Annotated in this window: 18 protein-coding genes; 6 read left to right on the top strand and 12 right to left on the bottom strand. The window is 65.5% G+C overall.

Annotated features, from left to right (window positions below; genetic code table 11):
• Positions 1-2: 2 nt before the first annotated feature.
• From ispE to VC352_RS17975, 3 genes are all read right to left on the bottom strand, one after another.
• Positions 3-872 (bottom strand): 4-(cytidine 5'-diphospho)-2-C-methyl-D-erythritol kinase, encoded by an 870-nt coding sequence (gene ispE, locus VC352_RS17985; protein WP_322980896.1) that lies wholly within the window; start codon positions 870-872, stop codon positions 3-5.
• Between the two features lie 228 nt (positions 873-1,100).
• Positions 1,101-1,718 (bottom strand): lipoprotein insertase outer membrane protein LolB, encoded by a 618-nt coding sequence (lolB, locus tag VC352_RS17980; RefSeq protein ID WP_322981012.1) that lies wholly within the window; start codon positions 1,716-1,718, stop codon positions 1,101-1,103.
• Positions 1,715-3,442, bottom strand: a complete 1,728-nt coding sequence (locus VC352_RS17975) for a tetratricopeptide repeat protein (protein WP_322980895.1) — start codon at positions 3,440-3,442, stop codon at positions 1,715-1,717. Before VC352_RS17975 ends, lolB begins: the two co-directional genes overlap by 4 nt.
• Before the next feature lie 216 nt (positions 3,443-3,658).
• On the opposite strand from VC352_RS17975, the gene hemA reads away from it, so the two are divergent.
• The 6 genes from hemA (at position 3,659) to VC352_RS17945 (ending at position 9,194) form a co-directional block, all read left to right on the top strand.
• The gene (hemA, locus tag VC352_RS17970) at positions 3,659-4,939 is read left to right on the top strand and encodes a glutamyl-tRNA reductase (RefSeq protein ID WP_322980894.1); all 1,281 of its coding nucleotides are present in this window, start codon (positions 3,659-3,661) and stop codon (positions 4,937-4,939) included.
• The gene (prfA, locus tag VC352_RS17965; protein WP_322980893.1) at positions 4,936-6,018 is read left to right on the top strand and encodes a peptide chain release factor 1; all 1,083 of its coding nucleotides are present in this window, start codon (positions 4,936-4,938) and stop codon (positions 6,016-6,018) included. Before hemA ends, prfA begins: the two co-directional genes overlap by 4 nt.
• 159 nt (positions 6,019-6,177) lie before the next feature.
• Positions 6,178-7,011, top strand: a complete 834-nt coding sequence (gene prmC / locus VC352_RS17960) for a peptide chain release factor N(5)-glutamine methyltransferase (RefSeq protein ID WP_322980892.1) — start codon at positions 6,178-6,180, stop codon at positions 7,009-7,011.
• Between the two features lie 4 nt (positions 7,012-7,015).
• Positions 7,016-7,765 (top strand): molybdopterin-synthase adenylyltransferase MoeB, encoded by a 750-nt coding sequence (locus tag VC352_RS17955; protein WP_322981011.1) that lies wholly within the window; start codon positions 7,016-7,018, stop codon positions 7,763-7,765.
• 27 nt (positions 7,766-7,792) lie between these two features.
• Positions 7,793-8,584: a glutamate racemase gene (murI, locus tag VC352_RS17950; RefSeq protein WP_322980891.1), complete on the top strand. Its 792-nt coding sequence runs from the start codon at positions 7,793-7,795 to the stop codon at positions 8,582-8,584.
• Positions 8,585-8,678: 94 nt separating this feature from the next.
• Positions 8,679-9,194, top strand: a complete 516-nt coding sequence (locus VC352_RS17945; RefSeq protein WP_322980890.1) for an acyloxyacyl hydrolase — start codon at positions 8,679-8,681, stop codon at positions 9,192-9,194.
• A 50-nt stretch (positions 9,195-9,244) separates the two neighbouring features.
• On the opposite strand, the gene VC352_RS17940 is transcribed toward VC352_RS17945, so the two are convergent.
• The 9 genes from VC352_RS17940 to VC352_RS17900 all read right to left on the bottom strand — a co-directional run bounded on the left by VC352_RS17940 (position 9,245) and on the right by VC352_RS17900 (position 17,202).
• On the bottom strand, positions 9,245-9,556 hold the full coding sequence (locus VC352_RS17940; RefSeq protein ID WP_322980889.1) for a YkgJ family cysteine cluster protein: 312 nt from the start codon (positions 9,554-9,556) through the stop codon (positions 9,245-9,247).
• 269 nt (positions 9,557-9,825) lie between these two features.
• Positions 9,826-10,353, bottom strand: a complete 528-nt coding sequence (locus VC352_RS17935; protein WP_322980888.1) for a DUF2878 domain-containing protein — start codon at positions 10,351-10,353, stop codon at positions 9,826-9,828.
• Complete coding sequence (locus VC352_RS17930) at positions 10,346-11,620, bottom strand: cyclopropane-fatty-acyl-phospholipid synthase family protein (RefSeq protein WP_322980887.1); 1,275 nt, start codon at positions 11,618-11,620, stop codon at positions 10,346-10,348. Before VC352_RS17930 ends, VC352_RS17935 begins: the two co-directional genes overlap by 8 nt.
• A complete protein-coding gene (locus VC352_RS17925) occupies positions 11,607-12,407 on the bottom strand; it encodes a DUF1365 domain-containing protein (RefSeq protein WP_322980886.1) in 801 nt (266 codons plus the stop codon). Before VC352_RS17925 ends, VC352_RS17930 begins: the two co-directional genes overlap by 14 nt.
• Entirely contained in the window at positions 12,404-13,651 is a 1,248-nt protein-coding gene (locus VC352_RS17920; protein ID WP_322980885.1) for an NAD(P)/FAD-dependent oxidoreductase, read from the bottom strand. Before VC352_RS17920 ends, VC352_RS17925 begins: the two co-directional genes overlap by 4 nt.
• Positions 13,648-14,403, bottom strand: coding sequence for an SDR family NAD(P)-dependent oxidoreductase (locus tag VC352_RS17915; RefSeq protein ID WP_322980884.1), 756 nt, complete (start codon positions 14,401-14,403; stop codon positions 13,648-13,650). Before VC352_RS17915 ends, VC352_RS17920 begins: the two co-directional genes overlap by 4 nt.
• On the bottom strand, positions 14,400-14,822 hold the full coding sequence (locus tag VC352_RS17910; protein ID WP_322980883.1) for a nuclear transport factor 2 family protein: 423 nt from the start codon (positions 14,820-14,822) through the stop codon (positions 14,400-14,402). Before VC352_RS17910 ends, VC352_RS17915 begins: the two co-directional genes overlap by 4 nt.
• Positions 14,819-16,258 carry a deoxyribodipyrimidine photo-lyase gene (phrB, locus tag VC352_RS17905; RefSeq protein WP_322980882.1) on the bottom strand — a complete coding sequence of 480 codons (1,440 nt, stop codon included), beginning with the start codon at positions 16,256-16,258 and terminating at the stop codon, positions 14,819-14,821. Before phrB ends, VC352_RS17910 begins: the two co-directional genes overlap by 4 nt.
• Complete coding sequence (locus VC352_RS17900; protein ID WP_322980881.1) at positions 16,246-17,202, bottom strand: MerR family transcriptional regulator; 957 nt, start codon at positions 17,200-17,202, stop codon at positions 16,246-16,248. Before VC352_RS17900 ends, phrB begins: the two co-directional genes overlap by 13 nt.
• Positions 17,203-17,205 lie beyond the last annotated feature (3 nt).

Genomic DNA, 17,205 nt, shown 5'->3' with positions numbered 1-17,205 from the left:
ATTCACTTCTTGGCCAATGCTTGGAGCTTGCGGTGCAACATCGAGATGTTGCGACCTTGAGCGACAAAGCTCGGCAGAGTGCCTGGAAGTTGGCGGGCGACTTTATCAGCATCGTCCCGATTTGGGAAGCTCCCAAATACGCAAGCTCCAGTGCCGGTCAATCTAGCTGGAACAAATTTGTTCAGCAAGATCAAAGCGTTACGAACTTCTGGGTAACGCTTCTCTACAACCGGCTGGCAGTCGTTTCGACCACCCCCCGCAAGAAGGCTGCGAACTTTAATGGGCGGCGTATCCCGTGTCAACTCGGGCGAGCCGAAAACTTCTGCTGTGCTTACAAAGACTTGCGGGACGGCGACGAGAAACCAGGGCTCGTCCAGTTCCACCGGGGTCAGGCGCTCGCCAACGCCCTCGGCGAAGGCCGCGTGGCCGCGCACGAATACCGGCACGTCGGCGCCCAGGGCCAGGCCTATTTCGGCCAGGCGATCCTCGCCCAATTGGGTGTTCCACAGGTGGTCGAGGCCGACCAGGGTGGTGGCGGCGTCCGAACTGCCGCCGCCGATACCGCCGCCCATGGGCAGGCGCTTGTCCAGCCAGATATCGGCGCCGAGCCTGGTGCCGGAGGCTTCCTGCAGTCTTCTGGCGGCGCGTACGATCAGGTTGCTGTCATGCGGTACGCCGTCTATGGGGGTGTGCAGGTGGATCTCACCGTCCTGGCGCACGCTGAAACCCAACTCGTCGCCGTGGTCGAGGAATTGGAACAGGGTCTGCAGCTCGTGATAGCCGTCGGCGCGGCGGCCGAGGATATGCAGCATCAGGTTGAGCTTGGCGGGGGCGGGCAGGGTGAGTTCGGCGTGGGTGGGGATGGCGGTCATAGGTGGCATGGACGACGTAGCCCGGATGCAATCCGGGGCTTGGTGGCGATGGTTCCCGGATTTCATCCGGGCTACTGAGTCTGCTTGGTTATAAAAGGCGTCGCGGCTAAAGCCCCTCCCACAGGGTTTGGCGCGGTTGTCACTCCTGGCGCCGTGGGAGGCGCTTCAGCGGCGACTGCTTGCAGAACTGTCGCGGCTAAAGCTCATCCCGCAGGGTTGGGTGCGGGCTTACTGGCCGAGCTGACGCGGTTGCCAGTCCTTGATCACCAGGGTCACGTCCAAATCCTGGCCGTGCAGCTTCAGACGGTCGGGCAGGGCGTAGCCGTTCTGCTCGGTGTAGCTGAGGTACTCGACCTGCCAGCCGTCCTGCTCCAGGCGGGCCAGGTGGCTGGCGCCATCCAGGGTGATGCGGCTCTTGCTCTCAGGCGCGGGCAGGCCGCGTATCCACCAGAGCAGATTGGACACTGGCAGCTCCAGGCGCAACTGCTCGCGCAGCAGGGCTTCCGGCGATTCGGCCTGGTAGCGACCACGGTTGGCGACTTCCAGCAGGATGTCGCCCGGGCGGCCGGTCAGGCGTGCGGCGCCGCCGCCCAGTGGGCCGGACAGGCGGATGTCGTAGTAGTCCTGGCGCTGCAGCCAGAACAGCGTGGCGCTGCCGGAGTCACGCGGGGCGCGAATGCCGATCTTGCCGTTGATCTGCCAGCCGTCGAGCTGGGCGATCTGCTGCTTGTGGGCTTGCCACTGGGCAGGGTCGCCCTTGCCGTCGACGACTTCGCGCGAAGTCAGGCCGGCGCAGCCGGCGAGCAGGGCGATAAGGCTGAATACGAGCAGGTTGCGCAACATCAGAGTTTCTCGGAACCGGTCAGGCGCAGCAGCGTGCTACGCAGAATGGGGCTGTCGGGGTTGCCTTCCAGAGCCGCGCGCCAGACGCGCTTGGCTTCGTCCTGTTTGCCTTGGGCCCAGAGCACTTCGCCGAGGTGGGCGGCGACTTCGTGGTCGGGGAATTTCTTTAGCGCTTCGGTCAGCAGGCGCGCGGCCTCGTCGAGGTTGCCCATGCGGTAGTTGACCCAGCCGAGGCTGTCGAGGATGGCCGGGTCGTCCGGGTTGAGCTGGTGGGCGCGTTCGATCAGTTCGCGGGCTTCGGCGTAGCGTGTGGTGCGGTCGGCCAGGGTGTAACCCAGGGCGTTGAGGGCCATGGCGTGTTCCGGCTCGCGCTCGAGGATGAAGCGCAGGTCGGTTTCCAGTTGCGCCAGGTCGTCGCGTTTTTCCGCCAGCATGGCGCGGGTATAGAGCAGGTTGAGCTCGTCCGGGAACTGTTCCAGGCCCTGGTTGATGGTTGTCCAGGCTGCCTTGATCTGGCCGGCATTGCTCAGTGCCTCGGCTTCCAGCAGGTAGAGCTGGATGGCGTAGTCCGGCTGGGCATCGCGCGCCTTGGCCAGGCGCCGCGAGGCTTCATCGTAGCGGCCCGCGCCGATCAGCAGTTCGGTCTGGCGCTGTTGCGCCGAGAGGAATTCATTGCCAGGGCCGACCAGCGCGTATTCGAGCAGGGCGCTGTCGTTGTCCTTCAGTTCTTCATAGGCACGGCCCAGGTTGTAGTGCGCGGCGTCGACGTGGCTGCGGCGCTCGATCAGTTCTTCCAGGTAGACGATGGCCTCTTCCCAGGCTTCGGCCTCCAGGCACACCAGTGCCAGGGAGAAACGCAGATCGTCGTCGTTGGGGTTTTCCTGCACCAGCTTGGAGAACTCGCCCTTGGCGTCGTCCAGGCGGTCGTGCTCGACCAGCAGGCGCGCGTAGGTCAGGCGCAGGCGCTTGTCCTCGGGGTTCTTGCGGATGCCTTTTTCCAGCAGTGGCAGGGCTTCCTCGCCACGGCCGAGGCTCTGCAGTAGACGTGCGCGCAGCAGCAGCGGGGAGACTTCGTGGGCGCTGGCGGGCTGATCCTCGAGCAGCTCGAGGGCTTCCTCGGCGCGGCCGTCCTGTTGCAGGAGGATGGCCTTGCCGAACAGCAACTGGCTGTTGTCCGGGTATTTGCGCAGCAGGCGGTCGAAGCCTTGCAGCAGGCCGGCGCGGGTGTCCGGGTCGGTTTCCGCCGCAGACAGTGCGAGGAAGTCGAAGTGGGTGTTGCCCTGGCGTTGCAGCACTTGCTCCATGAAGGTCATGGATTCGTCATAGCGGCCGGCGCGCGCCAGCTGCACGGCGGCGGCACGCTGCGCGTCGATGTCGGTCGGCGCGGCATCGGCCCAGATCAGCGCGCTGTCCAGCGCGGCCTGATCGGCACCGAGGTACTCGGCGATGCGAAATGCCCGCTCGGCGACGCCCGGGTCATGCGTGGCCTGGGCCTGCTGTACGTAGTTGCCGAGGGCGATGTCGAAGCGGTTGCGTTGCCCGGCCAGCTCGGCGGTCAGCAGCGAATAGAGCGTCTCTTCGCTGAAGGAGCTGTATTCGTCCGGTGCCGGCTTGGCGACCTGGTCGGCTTCCTGGATCGGCGGGGTGCCGTCCGGCTCGTTGGGGGCAAAGGTCTGGCAACCGCTGAGGATGGCGAAAGCAGTGATTAACGCGAAGGATCTATTCATAGTGCCTTGTCGTGCATGATGGCGGGCGGGGCACTGCCACGTTCTGGCGGCCCTGCCCTGGCGACTGTCGCGGCATCATGACACAAGCCTCGGGGCAAGCCCATGGGGCGGGTGATGTCGCGACGCGTCTATTGGGACAATAGGTCGCGGGAGTTGTTCTCGCCGAAGCGAAGTAGGACAATTGCCGGCTTCCGTATTGCCCCTCAGCGACCCTGCATGGCCTTCATCGCCCTCGGTATCAACCACAAGACCGCTTCGGTAGAGGTGCGCGAGCGCGTGGCCTTCACCCCCGAACAACTGGTCGAGGCGCTGCAGCAGCTGTGTCGGCTGACCCCTAGCCGCGAGGCAGCGATCCTCTCCACCTGCAACCGCAGCGAGCTGTATCTGGAGCAGGAGCACCTGCAGGCCGACGAAGTGCTCAAGTGGCTGGCCGACTATCACCGCCTGAGCCTGGACGAGTTGCGCGCCTGCGCCTACGTGCACAGCGACAACGACGCCGTGCGGCACATGATGCGCGTGGCCTGCGGGCTGGATTCGATGGTGCTGGGCGAGCCGCAGATTCTCGGCCAGCTCAAGTCCGCCTACGCCGTGGCGCGCGAGGCCGGCACCGTCGGCCCGTTGCTCGGGCGTTTGTTCCAGGCCACCTTCAGTACCGCCAAGACCGTGCGCACCGACACCGCCATCGGCGAGAACCCGGTGTCCGTGGCCTTCGCTGCCGTGAGCCTGGCCAAGCAGATCTTCGCCGACCTGCACCGCAGCCAGGCGCTGCTGATCGGCGCCGGCGAAACCATCAGCCTGGTCGCCCGCCATCTGCACGACCAGGGCATCAAACGCATCGTCGTTGCCAACCGCACGCTGGAGCGTGCCAGTCAGTTGGCCGAGCAGTTCGGCGCGCATGCCGTGCTGCTCTCGGACATCCCCGACGAACTGGCGCACAGCGACATCGTCATCAGTTCCACGGCCAGTCAGTTGCCGATTCTCGGCAAGGGTGCGGTGGAAAGCGCGCTGAAAAAGCGCAAGCACAAGCCGATCTTCATGGTCGACATCGCCGTACCGCGCGATATCGAGCCACAGGTAGGCGAGCTGGACGACGTTTACCTCTATACCGTCGATGACCTGCACGAAGTCATCGAGGAAAACCTCAAGAGCCGTCAGGGCGCGGCGCAGGCCGCCGAAGAGCTGGTGGCCGTCGGCACTGACGATTTCATGCAGCGCCTGCGCGAGCTGGCCGCGGTGGACGTGCTCAAGGCTTACCGCCAGCAGGCCGAGCGTCTGCGCGACGAGGAACTGGCCAAGGCGCAGCGCATGCTGGTCAACGGCGCCAATGCCGAAGACGTGCTGGCGCAACTGGCCCGTGGCCTGACCAACAAGCTGCTGCACGCACCCAGCGTGCGCATGAAGAAACTTACCGCCGAGGGGCGCATCGACGCGCTCAACCTGGCCCAGGAATTGTTCGCCCTCGACGAGAGCGCGCCGCAGGACAAAGGTCTGCAATGAAAGCTTCACTGTTGAACAAGCTGGACAACCTCAGCGACCGCTTCGAGGAACTCACGGCGCTGCTCGGCGATGCCGAGGTGATTTCCAAGCAGAGCCAGTTTCGCGCCTACTCCAAGGAATACGCCGAGATCGAGCCGGTAATCGCCACCTTCCGCGAACTGCGCAAGGTGCAGGGCGACCTCGAAGGCGCGCAGGCGCTGCTCAAGGACAGCGACCCGGATCTACGGGAGATGGCCGAGCTGGAAGTGGATCAGGCCAAGGAGGCGCTGGTTGGCCTGGAAGACAAACTGCAGCGCATGCTGCTGCCCAAGGATCCCAACGACGGGCGCAACGTCTACCTGGAAATCCGCGCCGGCACCGGTGGCGACGAGGCGGCGATCTTCTCCGGCGACCTGTTCCGCATGTATTCGCGCTATGCCGAGAAGCAGGGCTGGCGCGTCGAGGTGCTGTCGGCCAACGAGGGCGAGCACGGCGGCTACAAGGAAGTGATCGCCCGCGTCGAGGGCGATAACGTCTACGCCAAGCTCAAGTTCGAGTCTGGTGCGCACCGCGTGCAGCGCGTGCCGGAAACCGAATCCCAGGGCCGTATCCATACCTCCGCCTGCACCGTGGCAGTGTTGCCGGAGCCGGACGAGCAGATGGCCATCGAGATCAACCCGGCCGATCTGCGCGTCGACACCTACCGCAGCTCCGGCGCTGGTGGTCAGCACGTCAACACCACCGACTCGGCGATCCGCATCACTCACATTCCCACCGGCACCGTGGTGGAATGCCAGGAAGAGCGCTCGCAGCACAAGAACCGCGCCAAGGCCATGGCCTGGCTGGCGGCCAAACTGCAGGATCAGCAGGAGGCGGCGGCGCACAAGGAAATCTCCGAGACACGCAAGCTGCTGGTGGGCTCCGGCGATCGCTCCGAGCGCATCCGCACCTACAACTTCCCGCAGGGCCGGGTGACCGACCACCGCATCAACCTGACCCTGTATTCGCTGAACGAAGTGATCGCCGGGAGCGTGGAAGCGGTGATCGAGCCGCTGCTGGCCGAGTACCAGGCCGACCAGTTGGCGGCACTGGGGGACTAAAAGCGGCTGTGTTTCCGTGGGGTGGATGACGCCTTTTTCATCCACCATTCCGTTCGGTGGATCGATGCAGCGTGATCCACCCTACGCCGCTCAAGAACCGTAGCCCGGATGCAATCCGGGGACGTACTTCCCGGATTGCATCCGGGCTACGAGAGAAATATGGCCACCATCGAATCTTTACTCGACAGCGCTGATCTGCCCGACTCGCCCACGCCAAGGTTGGACGCCGAGCTGCTGCTGGCCGATGCCCTGGGCAAGCCGCGCAGCTACCTGCGTACCTGGCCAGAGCGCGAGCTGGAGGGCGAGCAACTGACTCGTTTCCACGCAAGTCTGCAACGCCGCCGTCAGGGTGAGCCGGTGGCCTATATCCTCGGCCACCAGGGCTTCTGGAGCCTGGATCTGGAGGTGGCGCCGCACACCCTGATCCCGCGCCCGGACACTGAACTGCTGGTGGAATCCGCTCTCGAACTGCTGCCCGACACACCGCTGAGCGTGCTCGATCTGGGCACCGGCACGGGCGCCATCGCCCTGGCCCTGGCCAGCGAGCGTCCGGGCTGGCAGGTGACCGGGGTGGATCGCGTCGAGGATGCCGTGGCCCTGGCCGAGCGCAATCGCCAGCGCCTGCAACTGGGCAACGCCCGCTTTCTGCACAGCCACTGGTTCTCTGCCCTGAGCGGGCAGCGCTATGGCCTGATCCTGAGTAATCCGCCCTATATTCGCGTGGATGACCAACACCTCGATCAGGGCGACGTGCGTTTCGAGCCAAGCAGTGCACTGGTGGCCGGCCGTGATGGGCTGGACGATATCCGCGCGATCATCCAGGCTGCGCCAGCGCATTTGCTGCCTAGCGGCTGGCTGCTGCTGGAACACGGCTTCGACCAGGCCGAGGCGGTGCGCGAATTGCTGGCCGCCGGTGGTTTCGTCGAGGTGCACAGCCGGCGAGACCTGGGCGGCCATGAACGTATCAGCCTGGGACGTTTCGAGCATGAGTGAAGCGATGTTGAGCGATGACGAACTGCTGCGTTACAGCCGGCAGATCCTGCTGAAACAGATCGATGTCGAGGGGCAGCTACGCCTTAAGCAGGGGCGTGTGCTGATCGTCGGGCTCGGCGGCCTGGGTTCGCCCGTGGCGCTGTATCTGGCCGCTGCCGGTGTTGGCGAACTGCACCTGGCGGATTTCGATACGGTGGATCTGACCAATCTGCAGCGGCAGATCGCCCACGACACTGCCAGCATCGGCCAGGCCAAGGTGGATTCGGCCATGGCGCGCCTGGCTGCGATCAACCCGCATATCAGCCTGGTGCCGCATCGTCAGGCGCTGGATGTCGACTCGCTGGCCGCAGCGGTCAGCGCCGTCGACCTGGTGCTGGACTGCTCGGACAACTTCACCACCCGCGAAGCGGTCAACGCTGCCTGTTTCAAGGCGGGCAAGCCGCTGGTGTCCGGCGCGGCGATCCGCCTGGAAGGCCAGCTGTCGGTATTCGATCCGCGCAACGATGCCAGCCCCTGCTACCACTGCCTGTACGGCCACGGCAGCGAGGCCGAGCTGACCTGCAGCGAGGCCGGCGTGGTCGGCCCGCTGGTGGGGCTGGTCGGCAGCCTGCAGGCGCTGGAAGCTCTTAAGTTGCTGGCCTGTTTCGGCGAGCCATTGGTGGGGCGTTTGCTGCTGATCGACGCGTTGGGCAGCCGCTTCCGTGAGCTGCGGGTCAAGCGCGATCCGGCCTGCGAGGTCTGCGGTGAGCGTTAAGGATCGTGGGAGCGAGGACGGCTTGAAATGAGTCAGTCGCAAGCGCCAGTTGGCATTTTCGACTCCGGTGTCGGCGGGTTGTCGGTGTTGCGCGAGATTCGCCAACTGTTGCCGCACGAGTCACTGCTTTACGTCGCCGACAGCGGCCACGTGCCCTACGGCGAGAAGAGCCCGGAGTACATCCGCGAGCGTTGCGTGCTGATCACCGAACACCTGTTGGCGCAGGGCGCCAAAGCCCTGGTGCTGGCCTGCAATACCGCCACGGCGGCGGCTGCCGCCGAGCTGCGTGAGCACTATCCAGGCCTGCCGATCGTGGGCATGGAGCCGGCGGTCAAGCCGGCAGCGGCCGCTACGCGTTCGGGCGTGGTCGGCGTGCTGGCCACCACCGGCACGCTGAAGAGCGCTCGTTTCGCCGCCTTGCTCGACCGCTTCGCCAACGATGTGCGCGTGGTCACCCAACCCTGCCCGGGGTTGGTGGAGTGCATCGAGGCCGGTGAGCAGCAGGCGCAGGCAACTCGCGAGCTGCTGCAGGGCTACGTCGCGCCGTTGCTGGCCGAGGGCTGCGATACGCTGATCCTCGGTTGCACCCACTACCCCTTCCTGCGTCCTCTGTTGCACAGCCTGGTGCCGGAGAGCGTGAGCCTGGTGGACACCGGCGCTGCAGTGGCGCGGCAACTGCAGCGTCTGCTCGATCAGCATGATCTGCGGGCGCTCGGCCCGGCTCGGCCGACGCGCTACTGGAGCAGCGGCGAGCCGGAAAAGCTGCGTCGAGTGCTGCCTGTTTTACTGAACGATGACAGCGAAGTCGCTTCGCTTTAGCGATGTTCGGCGGAATTTATCTTTGCCTCATTCCCAAAGCTTCTATAGTTTGTAGCGAGCCAGATACAACACTTCTCGCTAAAAGGAATCAATCATGAAGAAGTTCTGTGCCTTTGCGGCGTTGGCGGTCTTTTCGTTCGGGGTGAGCCATGCCGCGCAAGCGGCGGACGTGACGGCGGCAATCGGTCAGTCTGGCGACTCCACCATGGTCTATCGACTGGGTGCGCAGTGGGACTGGAACAAGAGCTGGATGCAGAGCAGCGTCGGTCGCCTGACCGGCTACTGGGATCTGGGTTACACCTACTGGGACGGTGACAAGACCGCCAGCAACCACAGCCTGTCGTTCGCGCCGGTATTCGTTTACGAGTTCGCTGGTCAGAGCGTGCGCCCCTACGTCGAGGCCGGTATCGGCGTGGCGGCTTTCTCCAGCACCGAGCTGGAAGATAACGACCTGGGCTCGTCCTTCCAGTTCGAGGATCGTCTGGGCGTCGGCCTGCGCTTCTCCGGCCAGGAAATCGGCCTGCGCGCCATTCACTATTCCAACGCCGGGCTCAAGCAGCCCAACGATGGCGTCGAAGCCTACACCCTGCATTACCGCATGAGTTTCTGAATAAAAAAGACCGGGCGAGCCCGGTCTTTTTCATCGTGCCTTTTGTACCGTTATCGATAGGCCTGGGCGATGCCTCGACGTTCTTCCAGGCACTCGCTGGCGCCCAGCTCGAACTCCCGGCAGATCAGTGGGCGCACCTCGTAGATGGTGCAGCGCATGCTATTGCGATCCAGCGCCGCGCACCAATTGTCGTCCAGGCGCCGCATCACCTCGCCACCCCACTGGTCGGTCTCGATGAAGCGCTGGGGGATGTCGGTATCGCCAAACAGCATCACCTCCAGTTGGCAGCAGCAGGCTGCACAGGTGCTGCAACTGATCTCGGGCTCGGTGGGCAGTTGGGTATGGGGGATGGTCTGGCTCATGGCGTCGCAGTGTACGCCATGCGGTGGATGCGCGGGGCATGGGCAGACAGAGGGAGTGCCGCCATTTCAACTGGTCGCAAGCCGCTTTTCGTAAGAGCCCCGCCCCGGGGCGAAGCCTTTGAGGCCGTGCCGGGCGGGTTCGCGGCGGGGCGCCACTCCTACAGGTGCAGGCGTCGGAGCATTTCGTGGGAGCCCCGCCTCGGGGCGAAGCCTTTGTAGGCCGTGCCGTACAGGTTCGCGGCGGGGCGCCGCTCCTACAGGGGTGTCGGCTAGGCCGATTGGCGGCTGCGCAGGCTTTGTTCGTATTGCGCCCGATAGAGCTTGGCGAAGCCATGCAGCACAGGCATCACCGCTGCCCAGATCACGGCCAGCAGGGCCAGGGTCTGCGCGGTGCCCAGTGGCAGGCCAACGCCGGCAAGCTGTGCACCACCGTAGTAGGACAGCGGCGCACCGATGGCGCCGAGCAGGCTGGCGCGCCACCAGGGCTGCGCCGTCCAGGCCAGGCAATGGTTGAGGGTGGTCGCCAGCAACGGCCAAAGCAGGGCCAGCCACAGCGGGATCAGCTGGCGCGGCGCGCCGAAGTCGTAGACCCCCAGGTTGAGCAGAAAGCTGTCCAGCGCGCTGCCCGCGAGAAAGACGCTGAGCAGCAGCTTGCCTTCCGCTGCCCAACTGCTGACCCACAACAGATGCACCGCCAACACACCGGCCACTACCAGCAACCAGGGGCTGTCGCCGCCCAGCACGCAGGCGAACCAGCCAAGCTGGAACAGGAGGGCGTTGGCGAGCAGCTTAGACATCGAGGTTTCCTAGCAGGGGGGCAGGCCGCGCCGAGGGCTTGGCCAGCAGCAGTTGAGCGGTGCCAATGGTGCGTTCCAGGAAGCCACCCTCGCAATAGCACAGGTAGAACTCCCACAGGCGGTAGAAGTAATCGTCATAGCCCAGCTGTTCCAGCTTGTGCCGGGCGCGGCGCAGGTTGTCGTGCCACAGGCGCAGGGTGCGCGCGTAGTGCAGGCCGAAGTCTTCCATGTGATGCAGGTTGAGGTCGGTATGGCGGCTGACCACCTCCAGCATCTTGTGCACCGACGGCAGGGCGCCGCCGGGGAAGATGTAGCGCTGAATGAAGTCGACGCTGCGGCGTGCCTGTTCGTAGCGCTGATCGCGGATGGTGATGGCCTGCAGCAGCATCAACCCGTCCGGCTTGAGCAGGCGCGCGCACTGCTCGAAGTAGGTGGGCAGGAAGCGGTGGCCGACGGCCTCGATCATCTCGATGGAGACCAGCTTGTCGTACTGGCCGGTCAGGTCGCGGTAATCCTCGAGCAGCAGGGTGACGCGATCTTCCAGGCCCAGTTCGCGGATGCGTCGTTCGGTATGGGCGTACTGTTCGCGTGACAGGGTGGTCGTGGTCACCCGGCAGCCGAAGCGTGTCGCAGCATGAATGGCCATGCTGCCCCAGCCGGTGCCGATCTCCAGCAGATGATCACCGGGTTTGAGCTCGAGCTTCTGGCAGATGCGCTCGAGCTTGTTCAGCTGGGCCTGCTCCAGGCTGTCCGCGTCGCTGCGGAACATGGCCGCCGAATACATCATGGTCGGGTCGAGGAATTGCTCGAACAGGTCGTTGCCCAGATCGTAGTGCGCGGCGATGTTGCGCCGCGAGCCACTGCGGGTGTTGCGGTTGAGCCAGTGCAGGCCCTGGATCAACGGGCGACCCAGGCGCGCCAGACCGCCTTCCATGGCGTCGAGCACGTCGAGGTTGGCGACGAAGATGCGGATCACCGCCGTCAGATCCGGCGTGCTCCAGTAGCCGTGGATATAGGCTTCGCCGGAGCCGATCGAGCCGTTGCCGGCCACCAGGCCCCAGACGGCTGGATCATGCACCTTGATCTCGGCGCGCAGGCGTGAATGCGGGTCGCCGAAGTGCAGGCTGTCGCCGGCCTCCTGGATGACCAGCAGGCCGTGTCGCAGGTTCTGCAACTGGCGCAGCACGGCGCGGCGCAGCAGGCCGGCACCGATACCGTTGCCGCTGCGTACCAGATTCTTCGCGGAGTTCAGGCTAGAGCTTTTCATGAGGCATGTCCTTCGCTAGCGGGCGGGCGACGCGGAAGCTGCCTTCCGCGGGCCTGTGGTCGAAAATAGGGATGCGCTTGAGCAGCAGGCGCAGGGCCTGCCAGTAGATGGCCAGCAAGGTTTTGCCGGTCATCCAGGGAAAGGTGAGCAGGTAGCGGTGCAGGCTGGCGCGAGTCAGTGGCTGGCGCTGCAGGGCCAGGCTGGCATCGAACACCTTGGTCTCACCCTGCCAGTCGGCCATGTGCACGCCCAGGCGCTCGCCCACCGGGCTGAGGCTCATGCGGTACTCGAGGTCGCGTGGCAGGAAAGGCGAGACGTGGAAGGCCTTGTCCACACGAACCTGTTGGCGCCCCTCGCCTGTGGCCGGCAGGACGTAGTGATAACGTTCGCGCCAGGGCGTGTTGCTCACTTCGCAGAGCACTGCCATCAGCCGCTGTTCGGCGTCGTGGCAGTAGAAGATGCTCACCGGATTGAACGCCAGGCCCCAGCTGCGCGGTTGCGTCAGCACGCAGATACGTCCTTGCGGGCGGATGCCGATTGCCTCCTGTACGCGGTCGCGCACGGCCTCGTGCAGCGGCGTGCCCTGGCGCGTGGCCTCGGGCAGGTAGTCGGTTTCGCGGAAGGTGAAGGGCGCCCAGCGACTGGCACCGGCCAGGCGTGACAGGGCGAACAGTTGCGCCTGTTCGCTCAGATCCAGGTACAGCAGGCCCATGCGATAGCGGAAGGCATGCGCGCGCGGGGCGAAGCGGCGATGCTGCACCCAGCCGCTGTACAGGGCGCTGATCACCAGCTTTCCCCCAGCTCGCGCGCCACGCGCAGCCCGCTGACCACGCCGTCTTCGTGGAAGCCGTTGGCCCAGTAGGCGCCGCAGTAGTAGCTGTGCGGTGCGGCGAGCAGTTCCTGCCAGCGCGCCTGCGCGGCGATGCCGGCCAGGCTGTATTGCGGGTGAGCGTACTGGAAGCGGCCGAGGATCTTGCTGGGGTCGATGGCGGCAGTCTGGTTGAGGCTGACGCAGAAGGTACTGTCGCTGTCGATACCCTGCAGGATGTTCATGTCGTAGGTGACCGCCGCCGGGTGCTCGCTGGGGCCGCCCAGGCGGTAGTTCCAGCTGGCCCAGGCCAGAGGGCGCTTGGGCAGCAGGCGGGTGTCGGTGTGCAGTACCACGTCGTTGTTGGCGTAGGGCAGGGCGCCGAGGATCTCGCGCTCAAGCGGGGTCGGTTCGGCCAGCAGGGCCAGGGCCTGGTCGCTGTGGCAGGCGAACACCACCTTGTCGAAACGCTCGCTGCCGGCGGCGCTGTGCAGGGTCACGCCCTCGGCATCACGCTCGACGCGCAGCACCGGGCAGTTCAGACGAATACGCTCGGCGAAGCTGGCGGTCAGTGGCGCCACGTAGCTGCGCGAGCCCCCTTCGACCACGTGCCACTGCGGGCGATTGCTCACCGACAGCAGGCCGTGGTTCTTGAAGAAACGCACGAAGAACTGCAGCGGGAAGGCGAGCATGTCGACCAGCGACATCGACCAGATCGCCGCACCCATGGGCACGATGTAGTGGTCGATGAAGCGCCGGCCATAGCCGTTCTGGGTGAGGTAGTCACCGAGCGTCATGTCGGCGGCGATGCAGCCCTGGTCGAGGTCGTCCAGAGCGTTGCGGTTGAAGCGCAGGATGTCACGCACCATGCCCCAGAACGCTGGCGATACCAGGTTGCTGCGCTGGGCGAACAGGGTGTTGAGGTCGTGGCCGTTGTATTCCGTACCGCTCACCGGATCGCTGACCGAGAAACTCATCTCGGTGGGCTTGAAGGGCACGCCCAGTTCGTTCAGCAGGCGGATGAAGTTGGGGTAGGTCCAGTCGTTGAACACGATGAAGCCGGTATCGATGGCATAGGGACGGCCATTCACCTCGACGTCGACGGTATGGGTGTGGCCGCCGATCCAGTCGCTTGCCTCGAACACCTGGATGTCGTGGTGGCGGTTGAGCAGGTAGGCGCAGGTCAGGCCGGCGATACCGCTGCCGACGATGGCGATTCTCATGGAGTGTCCTCGTTGCGTGCCAGACGCCGGCCGATGGCCAGTTGCAGGCGGCTGGGCAGGCTGCCGAGCAGTTTCAGCACGGCGATGAAGGGAGTGGGGAAGGCGATTTCGTGCGGGCGTTTGTCCAGGCGTTCGGCGATGTGCCGCGCGGCGCGCTGCACCGGCCAGCGCATGGGCATGGGAAAGTCGTTCTTCTGCGTCAGCGGTGTGTCGACGAAGCCGGGGCTGACCAGGGTGACGTCGATGCCTTCGGCCGCGAGGTCGACACGCAGGCTCTGCAGCAGGTAGCGCAGGGCTGCCTTGGAGGCACCGTAGGCCTCGGAGCGCGGCAGAGGCAGGTAAGTCACCGAACTGCCGACGCCGACCAGATGTGGGCGCTGACCATTGCGCAGCAGGGGCAGCGCGGCCTCGATGCAATGGCTGGCGGAGAACAGGTTGGCGCTTACCACGCGCTCGATCATCGCCGCCTCGAACTGGCGCACCTCGACGTATTCGCAGGTGCCGGCATTGAGGATCGCGCAGTCCAGCGCGCCCCAGACCTGTTCGATGCGCTGGCCGATGGCGCGTACCTGGGCGGCATCGGTGAGGTCACCCGGGGCAACCAGCACGCGCTCTCCGTAGCGCTTGGCCAGCGCCTGCAGCGGTTCGATGCTGCGCGCACTGAGCGCGACGCGATGGCCGGCGTTCAGCAGCTCCTCGGCCAGCGCCGCGCCGATACCGCTGCTGGCGCCGGTGAGCCAGATGCGTTTCATGCCAACCTCCGCTTCAGCCAGCCGATGACCCCGCCGAGCAACGGCAGGTGTTCGTAGAGCAGGGCACCGGCGTCGAAATAGTCGCGGTGCTGGTAGACCTTGTCGCGCCAGCGCAGGTGCGAGCAGCCCTCGACGGCGATCTCGGCACCGCCGCGCAGACGTGGATGGCGATAGCGCATGGTCCAGCGCAGGTAGCCTTCGTTTTCGGCGACCCGATCGAACCCGTGAAACTCGAACTGCAGGGCCTCGACGTTGGCGTACAACTCGGCGAAGTAGCGCCGCACCGCGCTCAGGCCATGCACCTCGTGCAGCGGATCGCGAAACAGCACGTCATCGCTGTACAGCTCGCCGAGCAGGTCGAGGTTGTCCTTGTTCAGCGTAGCGAAGCGCTCGCCGAACTGGCGGAGAAAGTCGCTCATGCCAGGGCCTCTTCGCTGCCGGCCAGGTTCTTGAAGGCCGCCAAGGCGCGTTCGCGTGAGCGCGACAGATCGACGATCGGGCGCGGATAGCCGCCTGGCGCGAACAGCCCGCCAAGGCTGGCCGGGTCATGAATGTCGCGCTTGTTCAGGCCGGCCAGCTCCGGCACCCATTGGCGGATGAAGCGACCGTCCGGGTCGAATTTCTGCGACTGGCTGATCGGGTTGAAAATGCGGAAATAGGGGGCGGCGTCGGTGCCTGTCGAGGCGCTCCATTGCCAGCCGCCATTGTTCGCCGCCAGGTCGCCGTCGATCAGGTGGCGCATGAAGAAGCGCTCGCCCTCACGCCAGTCGATCAGCAGGTTCTTGGTCAGGAACATGGCGACGATCATGCGCAGGCGGTTGTGCATCCAGCCGGTGTCGCGCAGCTGGCGCATGGCGGCGTCGATGATCGGCAGGCCAGTGCGGCCTTCCTGCCAGGCGGCCAGCTCTTCGGGGGCATGGCGCCATGGCACCGCTTCGGTTTCCAGGCGGAAGGCGCGATGCATCGAAACGCGCGGGTAGCCGACCAGAATGTGCTTGTAGAACTCGCGCCAGAGCAACTCGTTGATCCAGGTAACGACACCGGGATTGCCGCTGTCGAATTCGCCGGCATTGGCCGCCAGCGCCGCATGCAGGCACTGGCGTGGCGACACCACGCCAGCGGCCAGGTAGGGCGACAACTGGCTGGTGCCGGGTTTGGCGGGAAAATCGCGCTCGTCCTGGTAGTAGGCGACCTGCTCGTCGGCGAAGCGTGCAAGACGTTGCAGGGCCACGTGCTCGCCGGCCGGCCAGAGGCTGCGCAGTGCCTCGCTGGGTAATGCGAAACCGGTGACCTCGGTCGGCAGTGGATCGCTGGCGATGCTCAACGGCGTTTGCGCCGCCGGCAGCGGGACGATCGCTGGCAGCGCCGCATGCAGGCGCTCGTAGCAGACCCGGCGGAACTGGCTGTAGACCTGGAAGTAGCCGCCGGAACGGGTCAATACACTGCCGGGCTGGAAGAACAACTGGTCGAGGTGGCTGTGCCAGGTGATGGCCTGCTGCGCCAGGTAGGCCGCCACCGTGCGGTCGCGGTGGGTTTCGTTGACGCCATATTCCTCGTTGGCGTGCACCGCGCAGACGTCATGCTCGTGGCACACCTCGGCGATCACCGCCGGTACTTGCTGCCAGTCCGCACAGTGACGTACCAGCAGCGGCACGTTCAGCGCCGCCAGCGCCTGGCTCAATTGCGCGAGGTTGCGCAGCCAGAAGTCGACCTTGCTCGGCGCGTCGTCATGACGCTGCCACTGCTCGGGCGTGATCAGGTACAGGGCGAGCGTCGGGCCGGCACGCATGGCCTCGCTCAGAGCGGTGTTGTCCTGGCTGCGCAGGTCAGTGCGAAACCACATCAGTCGGCGCATGGGGTTACCTCGCGAACACCGAGCAGGCCCTGGTTGGTCAGCCAGGCATGCGCAGCCAGGGGGTCGATGGCTGACTGCAGATCGACCAGCGCATCGCGGTGAATGTGGGCGGCGGGGCCGGCGATCAGCAGCGGTACCGGGCATTGTTCGGCCAGGCGCGGCAATTGGCGGCGCACCAGCGTGCCGTCCAGCGCCTGTTCGGCGTAGAGCAGCAGGGCGCGTGGTGCGATGTGTTCCAGGGCTGCCAGCAGTTCGGTGGGCGGCAGCGGCCAGTCGAACACCTCGACCGGGCATTCGCCCGCGCTGGCCAGCCAGGCGCTCAACCACAAACCGGGCTCCATCGGGGCTTCACCGAGGTTCATCAGCAGCAGGGGCGGGCCGCCGATCTGGCGATTGCTGTGATAAATGCGCGTGGCCAGCTTGCTGCGCAGCCAGGAAAAGAAGAACACCTGCTCGGCACGCGCGCCGAACTGTCCCTGCCAGCGCTGGCGCAGATCACCGAGCAGTGGCCAGAGCAGTTGCTCGACCAGGGTTGCCGCCGGGTAGAGCGCCAGGGACGCGTTGAAGCGGTCGTCCAGGCGGCGCTCGTCGAGCTGGGCAATGCAACCGAGTAGCTCATTGCGCAAGCGCGACCAGTTGTCCGTGCTCGTCGCCTGTGGAACCTGGCCGTGATCGAGCAGCGCCTTGACCTGGCCGACGGCGACGCCACGTGCCAGCCAGGAGAGGATGGCGTTGATGCGCTCGAGGTTGGCGGGGGAGTAGAGGCGATGCCCCTTGGGCGTGCGGTAGGGCACGATCAGGCCGTAGCGGCGCTCCCAGGCGCGCAGGGTAACGGCGTTGATGCCGGTGCTGCGCGCCACTTCGCGAATGGGCAGGTAACCTTCGTCCAGGGCCTGGCGGTAGTCGTTGCCGATCTCTTCATCGGCGATGTCTTCGGTCGTCATGGG

The sequence above is a fragment of the Pseudomonas sp. C11 genome (assembly GCF_034683865.1).
Taxonomy (GTDB): domain Bacteria; phylum Pseudomonadota; class Gammaproteobacteria; order Pseudomonadales; family Pseudomonadaceae; genus Aquipseudomonas.
Note: the sequence above shows the minus strand (reverse complement) of the source record. Positions and strands in the feature narration are given on the sequence as shown.

What these genes read in the sequence shown, in the direction of transcription:
- ispE (WP_322980896.1), bottom strand. Translation starts at nt 872, where the DNA reads ATGACCGCCATCCCCACCCACGCCGAACTCACCCTGCCCGCCCCCGCC.
- VC352_RS17975 (WP_322980895.1), bottom strand. Translation starts at nt 3,442, where the DNA reads ATGAATAGATCCTTCGCGTTAATCACTGCTTTCGCCATCCTCAGCGGT.
- hemA (WP_322980894.1), top strand. Translation starts at nt 3,659, where the DNA reads ATGGCCTTCATCGCCCTCGGTATCAACCACAAGACCGCTTCGGTAGAG.
- prfA (WP_322980893.1), top strand. Translation starts at nt 4,936, where the DNA reads ATGAAAGCTTCACTGTTGAACAAGCTGGACAACCTCAGCGACCGCTTC.
- prmC (WP_322980892.1), top strand. Translation starts at nt 6,178, where the DNA reads ATGGCCACCATCGAATCTTTACTCGACAGCGCTGATCTGCCCGACTCG.
- VC352_RS17955 (WP_322981011.1), top strand. Translation starts at nt 7,016, where the DNA reads ATGTTGAGCGATGACGAACTGCTGCGTTACAGCCGGCAGATCCTGCTG.
- murI (WP_322980891.1), top strand. Translation starts at nt 7,793, where the DNA reads ATGAGTCAGTCGCAAGCGCCAGTTGGCATTTTCGACTCCGGTGTCGGC.
- VC352_RS17945 (WP_322980890.1), top strand. Translation starts at nt 8,679, where the DNA reads ATGAAGAAGTTCTGTGCCTTTGCGGCGTTGGCGGTCTTTTCGTTCGGG.
- VC352_RS17940 (WP_322980889.1), bottom strand. Translation starts at nt 9,556, where the DNA reads ATGAGCCAGACCATCCCCCATACCCAACTGCCCACCGAGCCCGAGATC.
- VC352_RS17935 (WP_322980888.1), bottom strand. Translation starts at nt 10,353, where the DNA reads ATGTCTAAGCTGCTCGCCAACGCCCTCCTGTTCCAGCTTGGCTGGTTC.
- VC352_RS17930 (WP_322980887.1), bottom strand. Translation starts at nt 11,620, where the DNA reads ATGAAAAGCTCTAGCCTGAACTCCGCGAAGAATCTGGTACGCAGCGGC.
- VC352_RS17920 (WP_322980885.1), bottom strand. Translation starts at nt 13,651, where the DNA reads ATGAGAATCGCCATCGTCGGCAGCGGTATCGCCGGCCTGACCTGCGCC.
- VC352_RS17915 (WP_322980884.1), bottom strand. Translation starts at nt 14,403, where the DNA reads ATGAAACGCATCTGGCTCACCGGCGCCAGCAGCGGTATCGGCGCGGCG.
- VC352_RS17910 (WP_322980883.1), bottom strand. Translation starts at nt 14,822, where the DNA reads ATGAGCGACTTTCTCCGCCAGTTCGGCGAGCGCTTCGCTACGCTGAAC.
- phrB (WP_322980882.1), bottom strand. Translation starts at nt 16,258, where the DNA reads ATGCGCCGACTGATGTGGTTTCGCACTGACCTGCGCAGCCAGGACAAC.
- VC352_RS17900 (WP_322980881.1), bottom strand. Translation starts at nt 17,202, where the DNA reads ATGACGACCGAAGACATCGCCGATGAAGAGATCGGCAACGACTACCGC.